Source organism: Arthrobacter pasteuri, from assembly GCF_054510955.1.
Window position 1 is genome coordinate 1,618,454 of record NZ_JBTNDO010000001.1, and the last position, 15,552, is coordinate 1,634,005.

A 15,552-nucleotide genomic window follows, 5' to 3' on the forward strand; every position below is an offset into this window, starting at 1 on the left:
GCCGTCGGGGTCATCCTCGTCGTCATCGGGGCCTGGCTCATCTTCCCGTCACTCGGGGGATGAGTCGCACCACCCAACACCACCACCAAACGCTCTAAGGAGAGGCCCATGTCCGCTACGGACGCGGTCAAAGACGACCTGGACAGCCCCGCGCTTGCCTCCGCCGTCAAGAAAGCTGCTCGGCACCTGATGCCGATGCTCATCATCCTGTACTTCGTCGCGTTCCTGGACCGGACGAACGTGGGGTACGCCGAAGCCGCCCTCGAGATGGACCGCGGCATCAGTGCCGGCGCGTTCGCCCTCGGCGCCGGCATCTTCTTCATCGGCTACGCGATCTTCGAGATCCCGTCCAACCTGCTGCTCAAGAAGTTCGGGGCACGCTGGTGGCTGGCCCGGATCGCGGTGACCTGGGGCCTCGTCGCCGCGGCCTTCGCCTTCACCACCGACGACACCATGTTCATCATCCTGCGATTCCTGCTCGGCGTGACCGAGGCCGGGCTCTTCCCGGGCGTCATCATGTTCCTCTCGGAGTGGTTCCCCAACAAGGTCCGCGTCCAGATGTTCGCGCTGTTCTACCTCGCCCAGCCCTTCTCGCAGATGCTCGGCAATCCGATCTCGGGTGCGCTGATCTCGTTCGGTGACACCTACACGCCGTGGCGCGGATGGCAGGTCATGTTCTTCACGGAGGGCATGATGGCCGTCGTCGCCGGTATCGCCGCGATCTTCTTCCTCATCGACAGTCCGCAGAAGGCGAAGTGGCTCGACAAGGACGAGAAGCGTGCCCTGCTCCGGGTCATGGAGGCGGAGGACGAGGTCCGCAGCACGGACGGCCCCTCCGGCATCCTGCGCGCCATGGGGAACTGGAAGGTCTGGTACTTCACCGTCATCTACTTCTGCCTCCAGGTGGCTGTCTACGGCACCACGTTCTACCTCCCCCAGCAGGTGAAGCGGATCATCAGCCCCGACGCCGAGTTCTGGCAGGTCGGCCTCATCTCGGCCATCCCCTGGCTCGTCGGCCTGTTCGTCTGCTACAACGTCGGCAAGCGCGCCAACACCATCCGGCGCCGCCGTACGTGGGGCGCGATGTTCTACACCTCCACCGGCCTGGCGACCATCGGAGCAGCGTTCGCCGGCGAGAACGGGATGCCCGTCCTGGCGATCGCGTTCCTCGTGATCTCGGTCTCGAGCTTCCTGGCCTGCGGTCCGATCACGTGGTCCTACCCCACGGCGTTCCTCACCGGCACGGCGGCTGCAGCAGGCATCGGGCTCATCAACTCGCTGGGCAACCTCGGCGGGTTCGTGGCCCCGATCATGCGCACCGCGATCGACGAGCGCTACGCGACGGAGACCGGCCTCTACGGCACCATCTCGGTCGGCGTCTTCGCCTTCCTCGCAGCTGTGATGTTCCTCCTGACCCGCAAGATGCGGTCCCGGTCCGACGACCTGCTGGCCGAGGAAGAAAAGCCGGCAGCGGCAGTACCCGGCCACTGATCGCTCATCAGCGGCGGCGCGGACCATTCCTCCGCACCGCCGCTGGTGGGTCCGGCCCCGATCCCCACGCTTCCACCGGACACCATGACGGAGCAGCATGACCACCGAATCAGACGTCCTGTCCGCCTACCCGGCAGAACTGCCGATCTCCGCCCGGGAGGTGGCAGCGGCGGTCCAGGCTTCGCATGAGGACCCGCCCCGGATCTTCGTCGTCCTCGACGACGACCCGACCGGGACGCAGTCCGTGGCGGACCTCCCGGTCCTGACACGCTGGGACGTCGAGGACTTCTCGTGGGCCTTCCGCCAGGGGAAGCCGGCGGTCTACGTGCTCACGAACACCCGGAGCCTCGACGCGCCGGACGCGGCAGCCCGGAACGAGGAGATCGTCCGTAACGCACTGGCCGCCGCAGCAGCCGAACCGGCGGTGATCCGTGTCGGCTTCGTCAGCCGATCGGACTCGACCCTGCGCGGGCACTACCCCCTCGAACCCGACACGATCGCCGCGACCGTCCTCGACGCCACGGGTCAAGCGACCGACGGCGTCGTCATCGTCCCGGCCTTCCCCGATGCCGGGCGCGTTACCATCGGCGGGGTGCACTACGTGCGAGCTTCCGACGCCGGCCAGCTCGTCCCGGTGTCGGACACCGAGTTCGCCCAGGACGCCACCTTCGGCTACCGCAATGCCTCGCTCGCGCACTACGTGGAGGAGAAGAGCGCCGGACGGGTCCCGGCGGACTCCGTGATCGTCCTGGACCTCGGCATCATCCGCACAGGCAGCACGGGTGGGGGCGCTGCGGCATCGGCGAAGGCCATCGCGGACGCCATCGACGGCGCGACCGATGGGACGCCGATCGTCGCAGACATCGTCACCGAGAACGACCTGCGCGCCCTCGCCCTCGGGCTGGACGAGGCGGAACGCCGGGGCAGGAAGCTGCTGTACCGGGTGGGACCGCCCTTCATGAGGGCCCGGATCGGGCAGGACATCCGGGCCGAACTGACCGGGGACGAGGCCTATGCCGGACACGAGCCGTCGACCGCCGGCGGGCTGATCGTGGTCGGCTCGCACGTCGGCGTCACGACCCGGCAGCTCCGCATCCTCACCGAGCAGCACCAGCGGGCGCACATCATCGAGATCGACGTCGAGCAACTCCTCGACGAGCGCGCGGCCCGCCACCTCGACGGGATCGTCGACGAGGTCGTGGCACGCCTCGCGGAGGGCGACGTCATCCTGCACACGAGCCGCCTGCTGGTCCGGACCAGCGATGCGGCCGCCAGCCTCCGGATCGCGCGCACCGTCTCCGCCGCCGTCGTCGCGGTCGTGAACCGGTCGCTGAAGATCTTCCCGCCCCGCTTCGTGATCGCCAAAGGAGGCATCACCTCCTCCGACGTCGCCGCGCACGGGCTGCAGATCCGCCGGGCGATCGTCCGGGGCCCGATGCTCCCGGGCATCGTGAGCCTGTGGGAGCCGGTGGACGGTCCCGCCAAGGGCATCCCGTACGTCGTCTTCGCGGGCAATGTGGGAGACGATTCCTCCCTCGCCCAGGTCACCAGGAAACTCAGCGCGACCTTCTGACCAGCACCCTCCAGTTCCGACCCCCGGGCAGCACCCGCTCTAGCATTGGATGGCGATACCCATGACCGACAGCTACTCCGTCACAGTCCTCGGCCTCGGCGCCATGGGACTGCCGATGGCCACACGCCTGGCCACGGGCCTCACGGTCCACGGCTTCGACATCGCAGAGCCGAGGCTCGCGCTGGCCCGGGAGGCGGGGATCCGCACGTTCTCCTCCGCCCGGGAGGCAGCGACCGGCACCGACGCGCTCCTGCTCGCCGTGCGCAACGGCGAACAGCTCGACGACGTCCTGTTCGGCGACGCGGGAGTGGCTCCCGTGCTGCGGGAAGGCGCCGTCGTCATCCTCACCAGCACCGTGGGGACCGACGCCGTCCCGGCGACCGTGGAGAGGCTTGCGGGCTACGGGGTCGCACTGGTCGACGCACCGCTCTCGGGTGGCCCCAAGCGCGCCGGCGAAGGCGACCTCCTGATCGTCGTGGGAGCGGAACCTGCTGCCCTGGACGCGGCCCGTCCCGTGCTCGAGCTCCTGGCATCCACCCTGACCGTCGTCGGCGACAAGCCCGGGGACGGTCAGGCCCTCAAGACCGTCAACCAGCTGCTGTGCGGCGTGCACATCGCGGCCGCAGCCGAGGCGATGGCCCTCGCGGACGCCCTCGGACTCGATCCGGCCCGGACCCTCGCCGCCCTCGAAGCCGGCGCCGCCGGATCCTTCATGCTCTCGAATCGGGGACCCCGGATGCTCGAGGCCTATTCGGACGAAGGAGCCGAGGTCCTCAGCCGCCTCGACATCTTCGTCAAGGACATGGGCATCGTCGGAAAGGCGACCCGGGCCGCCGGGATGGCCGCTCCCGTAGCCGCCGCCGCGGAACAGCTCTACCTGCTCGGCCAGGCGCAGGGACTGGCCGCAGCGGACGACTCGGCGGTCATCCGGGTCATCTCGCCCACCAGGCGCTCCGCCTAGCACTGCCCGCCCGGCGGGTTCTCCGCGAAGGCCTGCTGACCGGGCCGAAGCCCTCGATCGATCTCGCCCGTCGACCGATGCAGCCTAGGCGGCACCCTCGCGCGGAAAGACGCCGTCGAGGTAGGCGCCGAGGAGGCGCGGGCTGAAGGGCTTCGCCATGAAGTGGTTGGACCCGGCCGCGAGGCACTGTTCCTCGGTGAGTAGTGGGGGCCGGGCCGAGATCGTCAGGATGTGCGCGTCCGAATCGGCCCGAAGCCGGGCGCAGAGGTCGATTCCGTCGACATCCGGAAGATTGAGGTCCAGGGTGACGAGTGAGGGGTCGACGGTGTCCAGGAGGCGCTGCCCCTCGGCACCCGTGACGGCCTCGTGCACCTCGAAGGCCCGCGAGGACAGGATGATGACGAGCAACTGACGGATGTCGGCGTCGTCCTCGATGACCACGGCGACCCGCTGCCGCTCATCACACTCCGAAACCAGCCTCACATGTCACCGCTCCTCGATTCGCAGCAAGCTTACCGTCCGCGCCCGGACGGTACCACCCGCGACGGACGGGAAGACGTCAGGGATCGTGGTCGGCACCCTGGAGTGCAGACGCCGCGGGCCCCGGGATCTGCCGGACAGGGACCGCCGGTGGACGGGGGGCTCAGCTCCCGTCCCTCCGCCCGCCGTCGTATCCACTGCCCCGGAGGGGTCGGGGAGGCCCGTTCCGGTCGTCCGCCGCCCGCACCACGACGTCATCGAGCTCGTCCAGTGTGAGCAGATCGCGCCGGAGGTGCCGGGTGCGGTATCCGGCACGGCCGACCATGTGCGCCGAGACCGGGCTCGTCAGCAGCTGGAACAGCCAGCACAGCACCAGCAGCGGCACGAGCACCCAGCTCCCGGACTCGACCGCGAGCGCCAGCAGGAAGAGCAGCAGCCCGAGGACCTGCGGCTTGGTCGCGGCGTGCATGCGCGAGAGCAGGTCGGGGAAGCGCACCAGGCCGATGCCCGCAGCGAGGGACAGGAGCGCCCCTGTGACCAGGAGGACGGAGACGACGACGTCGGTGACCACGGCGCTACTTCCTGTCCGTGACGAAGCGGGCCACGGTCACCGAGCCGACGAACCCGATCAGTGAGATCGCGACGAGCAGGATCAGGTTGTCGAGGTGCCGGTGCACGACCATGTTCAGCACCAGTGCCGCGCCGATGATGGCGAGGACGACGTCGAGTGCCAGGACGCGGTCCAGGATGGACGGGCCCCGCACGGCCCGGTACAGAGCCAGCGCAGCCCCAGCGGCGAGTATTCCGCCGACGACATATGCCACCACCGTCATTTCGCTGGCTCCTCGGTCCGGAGTGCCGCCAGGTCGGCGCTGCTTCCCATGATCCGGATCAGCCAGGCCTCCGTCGCACGGACATCCCGGCGGATCGCGTCGGCGCCCGCGTCGTCCGTCACGTTCAGGCAGTGCAGGTAGAGCGTCGACGTCGAACGGTCCACCTCGAGCACGAGGGACCCGGGGATGAGGGAGATGGCATGGCCCGTGGCCGTGACGAGGAAGTCCGAGGAACTGCGCAGCGGCACGGCGACGACGGCGTTCCGCAGCGACGGACCCTTGCTCACGGCGAGCCAGAACACCTGGAGGCTGGCCGTGACGAGTTCGTACAGGAACCGGCCGAGGAACGGCACCACCCACAGCACGTTGAAGCGGCCGGTGAGTTCGACGGGCGGCAGGTAGAAGAAATTCACCACCACGTAGGCGACGAGGGCACCGAAGGCGAGGTTGCCCGGTCCGAAGTCCTGCCACAGGGCACCCCAGACGAGGACGAGCCAGATGACGAGGGGAAGCTCGGTGATGAGCGGTATGCGCTGGCGGGTCATCCGTCCGCCCCCGGTCCCAGGACTGCCTCGATGTACGGGGTGCGGTCCAGCATCTCGGAGGCCGCATCGTCGCTGAGCGTGAAGAGCGGACCGGCGAGGAGGGTCAGCGCCAGTCCGAGCGCGACGAGGCCGATCGTGGGTCCCGTCATGGTGCCGGGCAGGAGCGTCACCGGGTCCTTGCCGGCAAAGCGCCCCGTGTCCTCCCCGGTGACGCGATGGGACGTCCCCACGCCGGAGCCGTCCGCCGTGCGGGCCAGGAGGATGGGATCGGGATCCTCCGCGTCCGCCGGGCTCCGCCAGAACGCCCGGTTCCAGACGCGGGCCATCACCAGGAGCGTCAGCAGGCTCGTGACCACTCCCCCGGCGACCAGGACGTAGGCGAGCGGTGTCCCGAGTTCGACTCCCGCCTGGATGAGTCCGAGCTTCCCGAGGAAACCCGAGAACGGCGGGATACCCGCGAGGTTCATGGCAGGGAGGAAGAAGAGGACACCCAGGAGCGGCGACAGCTTCGCGAGGCCGCCGAGGCGGTCGACGTTGGCCGTTCCCCCGCGGCGCTCGATCAGTCCCGTGACGAGGAAGAGGCTCGTCTGCACGGTGATGTGGTGGGCCACGTAGTAGACGGCTGCGCCGAGGCCGAGACGGGTGGAGATGGCGAGCCCGAAGACCATGTACCCGATGTGGCTGACGAGGGTGAAGGACAGGAGCCTCTTGATGTCCGACTGTGCCAGGGCGCCGAGGATCCCCACGACCATCGTGAGCAGCGCGACCACCATCAGGAGGGAGTTGATACGGTCTCCCGGGAAGAGCAGTGTCTCGACGCGGACCATGGCGTAGACGCCGACCTTGGTCAGCAGTCCGGCGAACACCGCTGTGACGGGCGCGGGTGCCGTCGGGTAGGAGTCCGGCAGCCAGAAGGAGAGCGGGAAGACGGCGGCCTTGATGCCGAACGCCACCAGCAGCATCAGGTGGAGCACCATCTGCGTGGCAGGATCGACGTCCTCGAGCTTCACCGCGAGGTCGGCCATGGTGATGGTGCCGGTCGCGCCGTAGATCATCGCGATGGCGATCAGGAACAGCATCGAGGACACCACGCTCACGACGACGTACGTCACGCCTGCCCGGATGCGGGGCGCGGTGCCGCCGAGGGTCATGAGGACGTAGCTGGCGGTGAGGAGGATCTCGACGCCCACGTACAGGTTGAACAGGTCGCCCGTCAGGAAGGCGTTGGACACTCCGGCGACGAGGATGAGGTAGGTGGGATGGAAGATCGACACCGGGCCTTCCTCGTCGCCGTCCGTCATCCCCTGCCCCGCGGCGTAGATCAGGACGGCGAGGCTGACGGCGGACGAGACCACCAGCATGAGGGCCGAGAACTGGTCCACCACCAGCACGATGCCGAACGGGGGCTGCCACCCGCCGAGCGTCACGGCGTGGGTGCCGGCGCCGGGCGCGGCGAGGAGCATCCCGACCTCGATGAGCAGGGTGACGCTGAGCGTCGTGATGCTCACGGCCCGCTGTGCCCGCGCGTGCCGGATGAGGATGAAGGTGACGGCCGCTCCGAGGAACGGCAGGACGACGGCGAGCGGCGCCAGGTCGGCCGCGATCATCGCGGCCCCCCCGGCCCGGTGCGGGCGGTGCGGCCTGCGCCGTCGTGCCCGCCCACCTGTCCTTCGTCGTCGTCGGCAGGGAACTCGGAGGTATCTGCGGCGATGTCGGCGTCGTCCTCGTAGTCGTAGCTGTCCTGGTCGGCGACGCGGCGGTCCTCCGGATCGTCCTGGACGTCGTCCTCCCGGCCCAGCACCCACGACCGGTAGATGATGCCGAGCATGAATGCGGTCACGGCGAACGTGATGACGATCGCCGTGAGGATCAGGGCCTGCGGCAGGCTGTCGGTGTAGTCCTCCGCCGCCGTCCCCGCGACGTAGAGGGGGGACTTCCCGCCGCCTCCGCTCATGGCCAGGATGAGGATGTTGGCCCCGTTCCCCATGAGGATCAGGCCGAGGAGCACTCGCGTCAGGCTGCGTTCGAGCAGCAGGTAGATCCCGGCGGCGAACAGGGCGGCCATGAGCACGATGAGCGTGATGTCGACCGTCATGGCCGGACTCCTTCGGTGGCAGGCGGGACGAGGGCGTCGGGCCCGGCCTCTTCCTCGACGGGGCGATCGGTCTCGCTCCGCTCGTCGATCTCCGACCCGAGGCTCCGGAGGACGTCCAGGACGAGGCCGACGACGATGATGTACACCCCGATGTCGAAGATGGTGGAGGTCACGAACTTCACGTCGCCGAAGACCGGCAGCCAGAATTCCAGGATGTAGCTCTCGAGGACCTCGCCGCCGAACAGCAGCGGCGCTGCCGCCGTGAGGGAGACGATGGCGAGCCCGACGCCGAGCAGGGCTCCGGCACTGACCGGGCTGGCCTCGGCGAGCTCGAACCGTCCGCCGGCGAGGTAGCGGATGGCCAGGGCGAGGCCCGCCATCAGGCCGCCGGCGAAGCCCCCGCCCGGCAGGTTGTGGCCGGCGATCAGCAGGTAGATCGACAGCACGATGATCGTGTGGAAGAGCAGCCGCGTGATGACCTCGAAGATGATGGAACGGCGCTCGGGCGCGAGGGTCCGTCCGGCGACGAGCCACGGGTCCCGGGCGACGGCGGCGAACCGGGCCGCCAGTGTCCGAGCAGCGTACTCACGGCCGTGCAGGGGCTCCTGCCCCCGGTCGACCGATCCGTCCTCAACACCGTCGGCCCGGCGTCGCTTGTCGCCGCGGCCGCGGATGAAGATGAGGCTGGCGATGCCGGTGGCCGCGGTTGCCAGCACCGTGATCTCGCCGAGGGTGTCCCACGCCCGGATGTCCACGAGCAGGACGTTGACGGCATTGGCTCCCCCGCCGTCCCTGTAGGCCAGCTCGGGGTAGGCGAGCGAGATGGGCGCCGCGGTCCTCGATGCCATGGCCGACATCGCGATGATCGCCATGATGCCGCCGAACGCTATCCCCAGCGCGGCGCGGAGCAGCCGGTGCCGGGTCTCCTCGCGGTTCCACAGCCGGGCCGGCAGCGAGCGCAGGGCGAGGACGAACGCGACGAGCACGATGGTCTCGACGAGCATCTGGGTGAGCGCGAGGTCGGGCGCACCGTGGAGGGCGTAGATGACCGCCATGCCGTAACCGGTGATGCCGACCATCAGGACGGCCATGAACCGCTTGTCCGCCCGCAGCGCTGCGAGGATGCCCACCAGGATGACAGCCGCGGTGACGACCTGCGCCGGGGACTCCGCAATGCGGAAGTCCGAGGGCAGCGGGGCATCGAACAGGATCAGGGCGGTCAGCGGTGTGACGACGGCTGTGGCCAGGATGACGAAGAGGTAGAAGGACAGCGAGCCGCGCTGGGTGCGCCCGGTGACCCAGACGGCGACGTCGTCGAGGACGCCGACGGTGGAGCGGTAGACCGCCTCGGCCTCCCGCACGGACGGCGCCCCGCCCTGCAGTCGTTCGACGGGGACACGCAGGAGATGGAGCGCGACGCCGGCCCCGAGGGTGACGACCGACAGCAGCAGGGGCAGGTTGAATCCGTGCCACAGGGCGAGGTGCGGTGAGCCCCCGCCGGCGAAGAGCGCGGCATAGGGCTGGATCACGGCGTCGAGCGGGGCCGGCCAGATCCCGAACAGCACGGAGGCGACGGCAAGCACGGCGGGTGCTAGCAGGAAGGAGGGCCGGACCGGTTCGAAGGCCGTCCGCGGCCCGCCGTGCTTCAGTGCGAAGGCGCCCCAGACGAATCGGGCGCTGTACGCGAAGGTCAGGATGGAACCGAGCACGATCCCGCCGAGCAGGAGCACCCCGGCGGGGCCGTCCTCCGCGCGGTGCGCGAATGCCTCGAACACCGACTCCTTCGCGACGAAGCCCAGCAGTGGCGGCACGCCCGCCATGGACCCCGCGGCTACCAGCGCGACGACGAAGAGGACGGGTGAGCTACCTCCGATCCCGGACAGCACCCGGAGGTCCCGCGTGCCCGAGTGGTGGTCGATGATGCCGACGACCAGGAAGAGCGTGGCCTTGAAGAAGCCGTGGGCGAGGAGCAGGCCGAGGCCGGCCACGGCCCCGTCGCGCCCGCCGAGTCCCACGACCATGGTCAGGAATCCGAGCTGGCTCACCGTCCCGTAGGCGAGGACGAGCTTGAGGTCGAACTGGCGCAGGGCACGCCACCCGCCGAGCAGCATCGTCGTCATGCCGAGGAGGAAGATCACGGGATACCACAGGGCGGTGTCGGAGAATCCCGGGGCGAAGCGCGCGACGAGGAAGACGCCGGCCTTCACCATCGCCGCGGCGTGGAGGTAGGCACTGACGGGTGTGGGTGCCGCCATCGCGCCGGGCAGCCAGAAGTGGAAGGGCACGAGCGCGGACTTGGTGATGGCCCCGACCAGCACCAGCGCGATCGCCACGTCGACGAGTGTCCCGCGCCCCACGAGGGACGCGGCACCGGCGAGGATCTCGGAGATCCGGTAGGTTCCGGCTTCCTGGCCGAGCATCACGAGGCCCACGAGCATGGCCAGGCCGCCGAAGGTCGTGACGATCAGTGCCTGCAGCGCGGAGCGCCGGGCGGACAGGCGGTGGCGCGCATAGCCGATGAGCAGGTAGGACAGGATCGTGGTCAGTTCCCAGAAGATGAACATCAGGATCAGGTCGTCGGCCGTGACCAGCCCGACCATGGACGCCGCGAAGGCCAGCAGTTGCGCGCCGAACGCGCCCACGTCCGGATCGTCGTCCTTGAAATAGCGCGCACAGTAGAAGAGCACGAGCGCCCCGACACCGAGGATCAGGATGCAGAGCACCGCGGCCAGCGCATCGAGCCGGAAGGCCAGCTCGAACTGCAGGGTCGGGATCCAGGGGATCACGACCGAGGGGGGCGCGCGGGGCCCGGCAAGAGCCTCCTGATCGGCTGCCAGGACTGCCGGCAGCTGGAGGAGGAGCCAGGCGAAGCCCGCTGCGGGTGCGGCGGCCAGGACGAAGAACGCCGACCTGCCAAGCCGGGAAAAGAGAACAGGCGCCCCGAGTGCCAACGCGAACATCGCGATCAGCACGGTGAGCATGGGAGTCTCGATCTTCCACTGGGGGTCGGTCGGGCTCCTGCCAGTCTATCGAAGGATTCCCTCCCGCCTGCCACCGGCCTCCCGTGCCGTCCCCGGCCTCCCCGGGGCTTTCCCTCCCGGCGCCCCCGAGCCGCTGCTCCGCGCGCCGCGACGGGTCAGCGTGACGGGCGTCCTGCGGCGCTAGCATTCACCCTATGAGTACCCACCAGCAGCTTCCGCAGCCCGCGGAACCCCCTGCGCCCCTTCCGGCGGTCGGCTCCGGCCGCATCTTCAGCAGGCCCGTCCTCGCATGGGCCTCCTGGGACTGGGGCTCGGCCGCCTTCAACGCCATCATGACCACCTTCGTATTCACGGTGTACCTGACCTCGGAGGCCTTCGGCGGGGAGGAACGCACCTCGCAGGTGCTCGGGTGGGGCCTCGCGGTGGCGGGCCTGCTGATCGCGTTGCTCGCTCCGGTCACCGGCCAGCGCTCCGACCGCGGGGGCCGCCGCAGACTGTGGCTCGGTGTGAACACCCTGATCGTCGTCGTGCTGACGGCCCTGTGCTTCCTCGTGTTCCCGAGTTCCGAGATGCTGATCCTCGGTGTGGCCCTCATCGCCGCCGCCAACATCTTCTTCGAGTTCGCCGGGGTCAACTACAACGCGATGCTGACCCAGATCTCGACGCCGGCCACGATCGGCCGGGTCAGCGGTTTCGGCTGGGCGATGGGCTACGTGGGCGGCATCGTGGCGCTCGTGGTGGTCCTCGTGGTGTTCATCCAACCGGTGGTCGACTGGCCGGGTGCCTCGAGCGACAACGGTTTGAATATCCGGCTGGTGGCCGTCTTCTCGGCGCTGTGGTTCGCCGCCTTCGCGCTTCCGGTGATGTTCGCCGTGCCGGAGGTCCCGCGCAGGGCCCGGGCGGCGCAGCTCGGATTCCTCGCCTCGTACGGGCTGCTGGTGCGGCGGGTGAAGGCCATCTACCGGGAGAGCCCCCACACGATCTACTTCCTGCTGGCCAGCGCCATCTTCCGGGACGGTCTGGCCGCGGTGTTCACCTTCGGCGGCATCCTCGCGGCGGGCGCCTTCGGGTTCTCTGCGAGCATGGTGATCGTCTTCGCCATCGCCGCCAACGTCATCGCCGCCGCCGGCGCCGTGACCGGTGGTTTCCTGGACGACCGGATCGGGCCCAAACGCGTCATCATGGGTGCCCTGACGGGCCTGCTGGTCGCCGGGACGGCGATCCTCCTGCTCGGGACGGGAACGTATTCCTTCTTCGGCATGCAGTGGACCTCGGACACGACCTTCTGGGTCTTCGGGCTGCTCCTGACCCTGTTCGTCGGGCCGGCCCAGGCGTCGTCCCGGGCCTACCTGGCACGCCTCGCACCCGTCGGCGACGAGGGCGAGCTGTTCGGCCTCTACGCGACGACGGGCCGCGCGGTCAGCTTCCTGGCCCCGACGCTCTTCGCCCTCTGCATCGGGATCTTCGGCTCGCAGCTCTACGGCGTGGTCGGCATCCTCGTGGTCCTGCTCGCCGGGCTCCTCGTCCTGCTGCCGGTCCGTCCGCCCTCCCGCGTGGTGCGCGCCGTCGTGCCCGAGGCCTGACCCCGCGACCGGACGCGCCGACCCGGGGCGTCAGATGTCGGTGCGGTGGAAGTTGAGGTGGCTGCGGGATGCCGTCGGGCCCCGCTGGCCCTGGTAGCGGTTGCCGTACTCGCCCGAGCCGTAGGGGTGCTCGGCCGGGGAGGTCAGCTTGAAGAAGCACAGCTGCCCGATCTTGGACCCCGGCCACAGCTTGATCGGCAGGGTCGCCATGTTGGAGAGCTCGAGCGTGACGTGGCCGGAGAAACCGGGGTCGATGAAGCCCGCCGTGGAATGCGTCAGCAGTCCCAGCCGGCCCAGCGACGACTTGCCCTCGAGGCGCGCGGCGATGTCGTCGGGCAGCGTCACCGTCTCGTAGGTGGACCCGAGGACGAACTCGCCGGGGTGGAGGATGAACGGCTCGTCCGGGGCCACCTCGACCAGGCGCGTGAGGTCCGGCTGGTCCTCGGCGGGATCGATGTGCGCGTACTTGTGGTTGTCGAACAGCCGGAAGTAGCGGTCGATGCGGACGTCGACACTTGAGGGCTGCACCATCGCGGGATCGTGCGGTTCGAGGACGATCCGCTGGGCGTCGAGTTCTGCTCGGATGTCGCGGTCTGAGATCAGCACCGTCCAAAACTACCAGCCCCTGCAGTCCCCGGTTCAGCCCCCGATCTCGGTGCGCACGGCGAAGAGTTCGGGGAAGAACGTGAGCTCGAGCGCACGCTGCAGGAAGCCGACGCCGGACGAGCCTCCCGTCCCGGACTTGAACCCGATGGTCCGCGCGACGGTCTTCAGGTGCCGGAACCGCCACAGCTGGAAGTTGTCCTCGAGGTCCACGAGTTCCTCGCACGCCTCGTAGACGTCCCAGTTGCCGGCGGCGTCCTCGTACACCTGCTTGTAGACGGCGACGAGGGCCGGGTGGAACTCGTGCGCCACCGTGACGTCCCGTCCCAGGAGCTCGTCGGGGATGGCGTAGCCCCGCCGCGCGAGGAGCGCGATGAACTCGTCGTACACACTGCTCTGCGCAAGGAGGTCCGAGAGCAGGGCACGGGCTGCCGGGTCGGAGTCGAACACCTGGATCATGGCGGCGTTCTTGTTGCCCAGCAGGAACTCGACGGCGCGGTAGTGGTAGGACTGGAAGCCGCTCGAGGACCCCAGGTCGCCTCGGAACTCCGCGTACTCGGACGGGGTGAGCGTCGCGAGCACGGACCACTGCTCGGTCAGCGAGCGCTGGATGTGCTTGATGCGGGCGATGCCCTTCATGGCGGCACGCAGGTCGTCCCCCTGCAGGTGGAGGCGCACGGCGCGGAGCTCGTGCAGGACGAGCTTGAGCCACAACTCCGAGGTCTGGTGCTGGATGATGAACAACATCTCGTCGTGGTGCTCGGGCGAGCTCACGGGGTGCTGCGCGTCGAGCAGCCTGTCGAGCTGCAGATAGGACCCGTAGCTCATCTTGTCCGAGAAGTCCCGCTCGATGCCCTGCTCCAGGTCGCGGGTGTTGCGCTCGACACTCATGCGGCAAGCCTACGTCCGCGGAATGTCGGTCTGCCGGGCTACGTTGGGACGAATCCAAGGAGGCCCCATGCAGCGAATCCACTGCGGCATCGTCCCGCCGCACCTTCTCACCCGGCTCGCCGCGCTCCGTGATCCGCGCCTCGTGGTCGCGGCCCGCGCGGCACGCCATGCACTGCTCGAGCTCGACCCCGTCCTGCAGGTCCGTTCGGAGGCCCTTCGTGCCCCGGTCCGCCGCGGTTCGGCCGTCGTCGGGACGCTGACTCGGCGCATCTTCGACGCCGGCGGCCGGGAGGAGCTCCCGGGGACCCCGGTGCGGGCCGAGGGGGCGCCGGTCACCGGGGACGCCGCCGCGGATGAGGCCTATGACGGACTCGGTGCCACATACCGGCTGTTCAGCGAGGAGTACGGCAGGTCGTCGATCGACGGGGCCGGCAAGCCGCTCGAGGCGACCGTGCATTACGGCGCCGACTACGACAACGCCTTCTGGGACGGCGAGCGCATGGTCTTCGGGGACGGCGACGGAGAGATCTTCGGCCGCTTCACGGCGTCCCTGACGGTGATCAGCCATGAGCTCACGCACGGTTTCACGCAGTACTCCACCAACCTCGAGTACGAGGGCCAGTCCGGCGCGCTCAACGAGTCGCTGTCCGATGTGTTCGGCGTCCTCGTCGAACAGCGCACTCTCGGGCAGGACGCCGCCGCCGCGTCCTGGCTCGTGGGTGCGGGCATCTTCACCGCGGATGTGGAAGGGACGGCGCTGCGCTCCCTCGAGGCGCCCGGCACGGCCTACGACGACGACGTCCTCGGCAAGGATCCGCAGCCCGCCACGATGGCCGACTACGTGGAGACGGCGTCGGACAACGGCAGGGTGCACATCAACTCCGGCATCCCCAACCATGCCTTCTACCTCGCGGCCACCGCCCTCGGCGGCCCGGCCTGGAAGGGCGCGGGGCGCATCTGGTACGACACCGTCCTCAACGGCGGGATCCCGTCGGACTGCGACTTCCCCACCTTCGCGAAGGCCACGCAGGATGCCGCCGGTAAACGTTTCGGGGCCTCCAGCCGTGAGGCCGACGCGGTGGCCGACGCCTGGTCGCGGGTCGGCGTGTTGGTGTGAGGATCGAGATCAGCCGCACGGGTGGTTTCGCCGGACTCACCCGCACCTGGACCCTCGAGGTCAGCCGGACCGAGGCCGAACAGCGCTGGCTGCCCCTCGCGGAGGCCGAGGCCGGTGGAACCGACGTGGAGCCCGGGTCGCAGCGGGACCGTTTCACCTACCGCATCACCATCGGGTACACGGAGGTCCACCTCTCCGAGAACCGGCTCGACGATCCGTGGCGGGAGCTGATCGAGCGAGCGCGTGCAGCCGATCCCGGGAAGCCGGACGATCTGTTGTAAGGTGATGGGGCGGTTCAAACCGCATGCGGGCGTAGCTCAATGGTAGAGCGCTAGCTTCCCAAGCTCGATACGCGGGTTCGATTCCCGTCGCCCGCTCTCCGCTCCCTCCGTGGAGCTT

General features: G+C 69.3%; 15 protein-coding genes and 1 tRNA gene. 7 read left to right on the forward strand and 9 right to left on the reverse strand.

Going from position 1 to position 15,552, the window contains the following annotated elements:
• Positions 1-108: 108 nt before the first annotated feature.
• From ACX80H_RS07590 to ACX80H_RS07600, 3 genes are all read left to right on the forward strand, one after another.
• Positions 109-1,491, forward strand: a complete 1,383-nt coding sequence (locus tag ACX80H_RS07590; RefSeq protein WP_459312238.1) for an MFS transporter — start codon at positions 109-111, stop codon at positions 1,489-1,491.
• Positions 1,492-1,588: 97 nt separating this feature from the next.
• Positions 1,589-3,064 (forward strand): four-carbon acid sugar kinase family protein, encoded by a 1,476-nt coding sequence (locus ACX80H_RS07595; RefSeq protein WP_459312239.1) that lies wholly within the window; start codon positions 1,589-1,591, stop codon positions 3,062-3,064.
• Between the two features lie 61 nt (positions 3,065-3,125).
• Positions 3,126-4,025 carry an NAD(P)-dependent oxidoreductase gene (locus ACX80H_RS07600; RefSeq protein ID WP_459312241.1) on the forward strand — a complete coding sequence of 300 codons (900 nt, stop codon included), beginning with the start codon at positions 3,126-3,128 and terminating at the stop codon, positions 4,023-4,025.
• Between the two features lie 84 nt (positions 4,026-4,109).
• On the opposite strand, the gene ACX80H_RS07605 is transcribed toward ACX80H_RS07600, so the two are convergent.
• The 7 genes from ACX80H_RS07605 to ACX80H_RS07635 all read right to left on the reverse strand — a co-directional run bounded on the left by ACX80H_RS07605 (position 4,110) and on the right by ACX80H_RS07635 (position 10,959).
• A complete protein-coding gene (locus tag ACX80H_RS07605; RefSeq protein WP_459312243.1) occupies positions 4,110-4,508 on the reverse strand; it encodes a response regulator transcription factor in 399 nt (132 codons plus the stop codon).
• Positions 4,509-4,668: 160 nt separating this feature from the next.
• Entirely contained in the window at positions 4,669-5,076 is a 408-nt protein-coding gene (gene mnhG, locus ACX80H_RS07610; protein ID WP_459312245.1) for a monovalent cation/H(+) antiporter subunit G, read from the reverse strand.
• Positions 5,077-5,080: 4 nt separating this feature from the next.
• Positions 5,081-5,338: an MrpF/PhaF family protein gene (locus ACX80H_RS07615; protein WP_459312247.1), complete on the reverse strand. Its 258-nt coding sequence runs from the start codon at positions 5,336-5,338 to the stop codon at positions 5,081-5,083.
• A complete protein-coding gene (locus ACX80H_RS07620; RefSeq protein WP_459312248.1) occupies positions 5,335-5,883 on the reverse strand; it encodes a Na+/H+ antiporter subunit E in 549 nt (182 codons plus the stop codon). Before ACX80H_RS07620 ends, ACX80H_RS07615 begins: the two co-directional genes overlap by 4 nt.
• Positions 5,880-7,490, reverse strand: a complete 1,611-nt coding sequence (locus ACX80H_RS07625; protein ID WP_459312250.1) for a Na+/H+ antiporter subunit D — start codon at positions 7,488-7,490, stop codon at positions 5,880-5,882. Before ACX80H_RS07625 ends, ACX80H_RS07620 begins: the two co-directional genes overlap by 4 nt.
• Positions 7,487-7,978 (reverse strand): Na(+)/H(+) antiporter subunit C, encoded by a 492-nt coding sequence (locus ACX80H_RS07630; protein WP_459312251.1) that lies wholly within the window; start codon positions 7,976-7,978, stop codon positions 7,487-7,489. The genes ACX80H_RS07625 and ACX80H_RS07630 overlap by 4 nt, the downstream gene beginning before the upstream one ends.
• Complete coding sequence (locus tag ACX80H_RS07635; protein WP_459312253.1) at positions 7,975-10,959, reverse strand: Na+/H+ antiporter subunit A; 2,985 nt, start codon at positions 10,957-10,959, stop codon at positions 7,975-7,977. Before ACX80H_RS07635 ends, ACX80H_RS07630 begins: the two co-directional genes overlap by 4 nt.
• Positions 10,960-11,153: 194 nt before the next feature.
• Here ACX80H_RS07635 and ACX80H_RS07640 point away from each other — a divergent pair, with 194 nt between their 5' ends.
• Positions 11,154-12,542: an MFS transporter gene (locus ACX80H_RS07640; RefSeq protein ID WP_459312255.1), complete on the forward strand. Its 1,389-nt coding sequence runs from the start codon at positions 11,154-11,156 to the stop codon at positions 12,540-12,542.
• A 30-nt stretch (positions 12,543-12,572) separates the two neighbouring features.
• Here ACX80H_RS07640 and dcd read toward each other — a convergent pair whose 3' ends face one another.
• A complete protein-coding gene (dcd, locus tag ACX80H_RS07645; RefSeq protein ID WP_459312257.1) occupies positions 12,573-13,148 on the reverse strand; it encodes a dCTP deaminase in 576 nt (191 codons plus the stop codon).
• Between the two features lie 33 nt (positions 13,149-13,181).
• The gene (locus tag ACX80H_RS07650; protein ID WP_459312259.1) at positions 13,182-14,036 is read right to left on the reverse strand and encodes a tryptophan 2,3-dioxygenase; all 855 of its coding nucleotides are present in this window, start codon (positions 14,034-14,036) and stop codon (positions 13,182-13,184) included.
• A gap of 67 nt (positions 14,037-14,103) precedes the next feature.
• Here ACX80H_RS07650 and ACX80H_RS07655 point away from each other — a divergent pair, with 67 nt between their 5' ends.
• The 3 genes from ACX80H_RS07655 (at position 14,104) to ACX80H_RS07665 (ending at position 15,530) form a co-directional block, all read left to right on the forward strand.
• The gene (locus tag ACX80H_RS07655; protein WP_459312261.1) at positions 14,104-15,153 is read left to right on the forward strand and encodes a M4 family metallopeptidase; all 1,050 of its coding nucleotides are present in this window, start codon (positions 14,104-14,106) and stop codon (positions 15,151-15,153) included.
• Entirely contained in the window at positions 15,150-15,434 is a 285-nt protein-coding gene (locus ACX80H_RS07660) for a protealysin inhibitor emfourin (protein ID WP_459312263.1), read from the forward strand. The genes ACX80H_RS07655 and ACX80H_RS07660 overlap by 4 nt, the downstream gene beginning before the upstream one ends.
• Positions 15,435-15,459: 25 nt before the next feature.
• Positions 15,460-15,530 (forward strand) — tRNA-Gly (locus ACX80H_RS07665).
• The last annotated feature ends 22 nt before the right edge of the window (positions 15,531-15,552 follow it).

What these genes read in the sequence shown, in the direction of transcription:
- ACX80H_RS07590 (WP_459312238.1), top strand. Translation starts at nt 109, where the DNA reads ATGTCCGCTACGGACGCGGTCAAAGACGACCTGGACAGCCCCGCGCTT.
- ACX80H_RS07595 (WP_459312239.1), top strand. Translation starts at nt 1,589, where the DNA reads ATGACCACCGAATCAGACGTCCTGTCCGCCTACCCGGCAGAACTGCCG.
- ACX80H_RS07600 (WP_459312241.1), top strand. Translation starts at nt 3,126, where the DNA reads ATGACCGACAGCTACTCCGTCACAGTCCTCGGCCTCGGCGCCATGGGA.
- ACX80H_RS07615 (WP_459312247.1), bottom strand. Translation starts at nt 5,338, where the DNA reads ATGACGGTGGTGGCATATGTCGTCGGCGGAATACTCGCCGCTGGGGCT.
- ACX80H_RS07620 (WP_459312248.1), bottom strand. Translation starts at nt 5,883, where the DNA reads ATGACCCGCCAGCGCATACCGCTCATCACCGAGCTTCCCCTCGTCATC.
- ACX80H_RS07625 (WP_459312250.1), bottom strand. Translation starts at nt 7,490, where the DNA reads ATGATCGCGGCCGACCTGGCGCCGCTCGCCGTCGTCCTGCCGTTCCTC.
- ACX80H_RS07630 (WP_459312251.1), bottom strand. Translation starts at nt 7,978, where the DNA reads ATGACGGTCGACATCACGCTCATCGTGCTCATGGCCGCCCTGTTCGCC.
- ACX80H_RS07635 (WP_459312253.1), bottom strand. Translation starts at nt 10,959, where the DNA reads ATGCTCACCGTGCTGATCGCGATGTTCGCGTTGGCACTCGGGGCGCCT.
- ACX80H_RS07640 (WP_459312255.1), top strand. Translation starts at nt 11,154, where the DNA reads ATGAGTACCCACCAGCAGCTTCCGCAGCCCGCGGAACCCCCTGCGCCC.
- ACX80H_RS07650 (WP_459312259.1), bottom strand. Translation starts at nt 14,036, where the DNA reads ATGAGTGTCGAGCGCAACACCCGCGACCTGGAGCAGGGCATCGAGCGG.
- ACX80H_RS07655 (WP_459312261.1), top strand. Translation starts at nt 14,104, where the DNA reads ATGCAGCGAATCCACTGCGGCATCGTCCCGCCGCACCTTCTCACCCGG.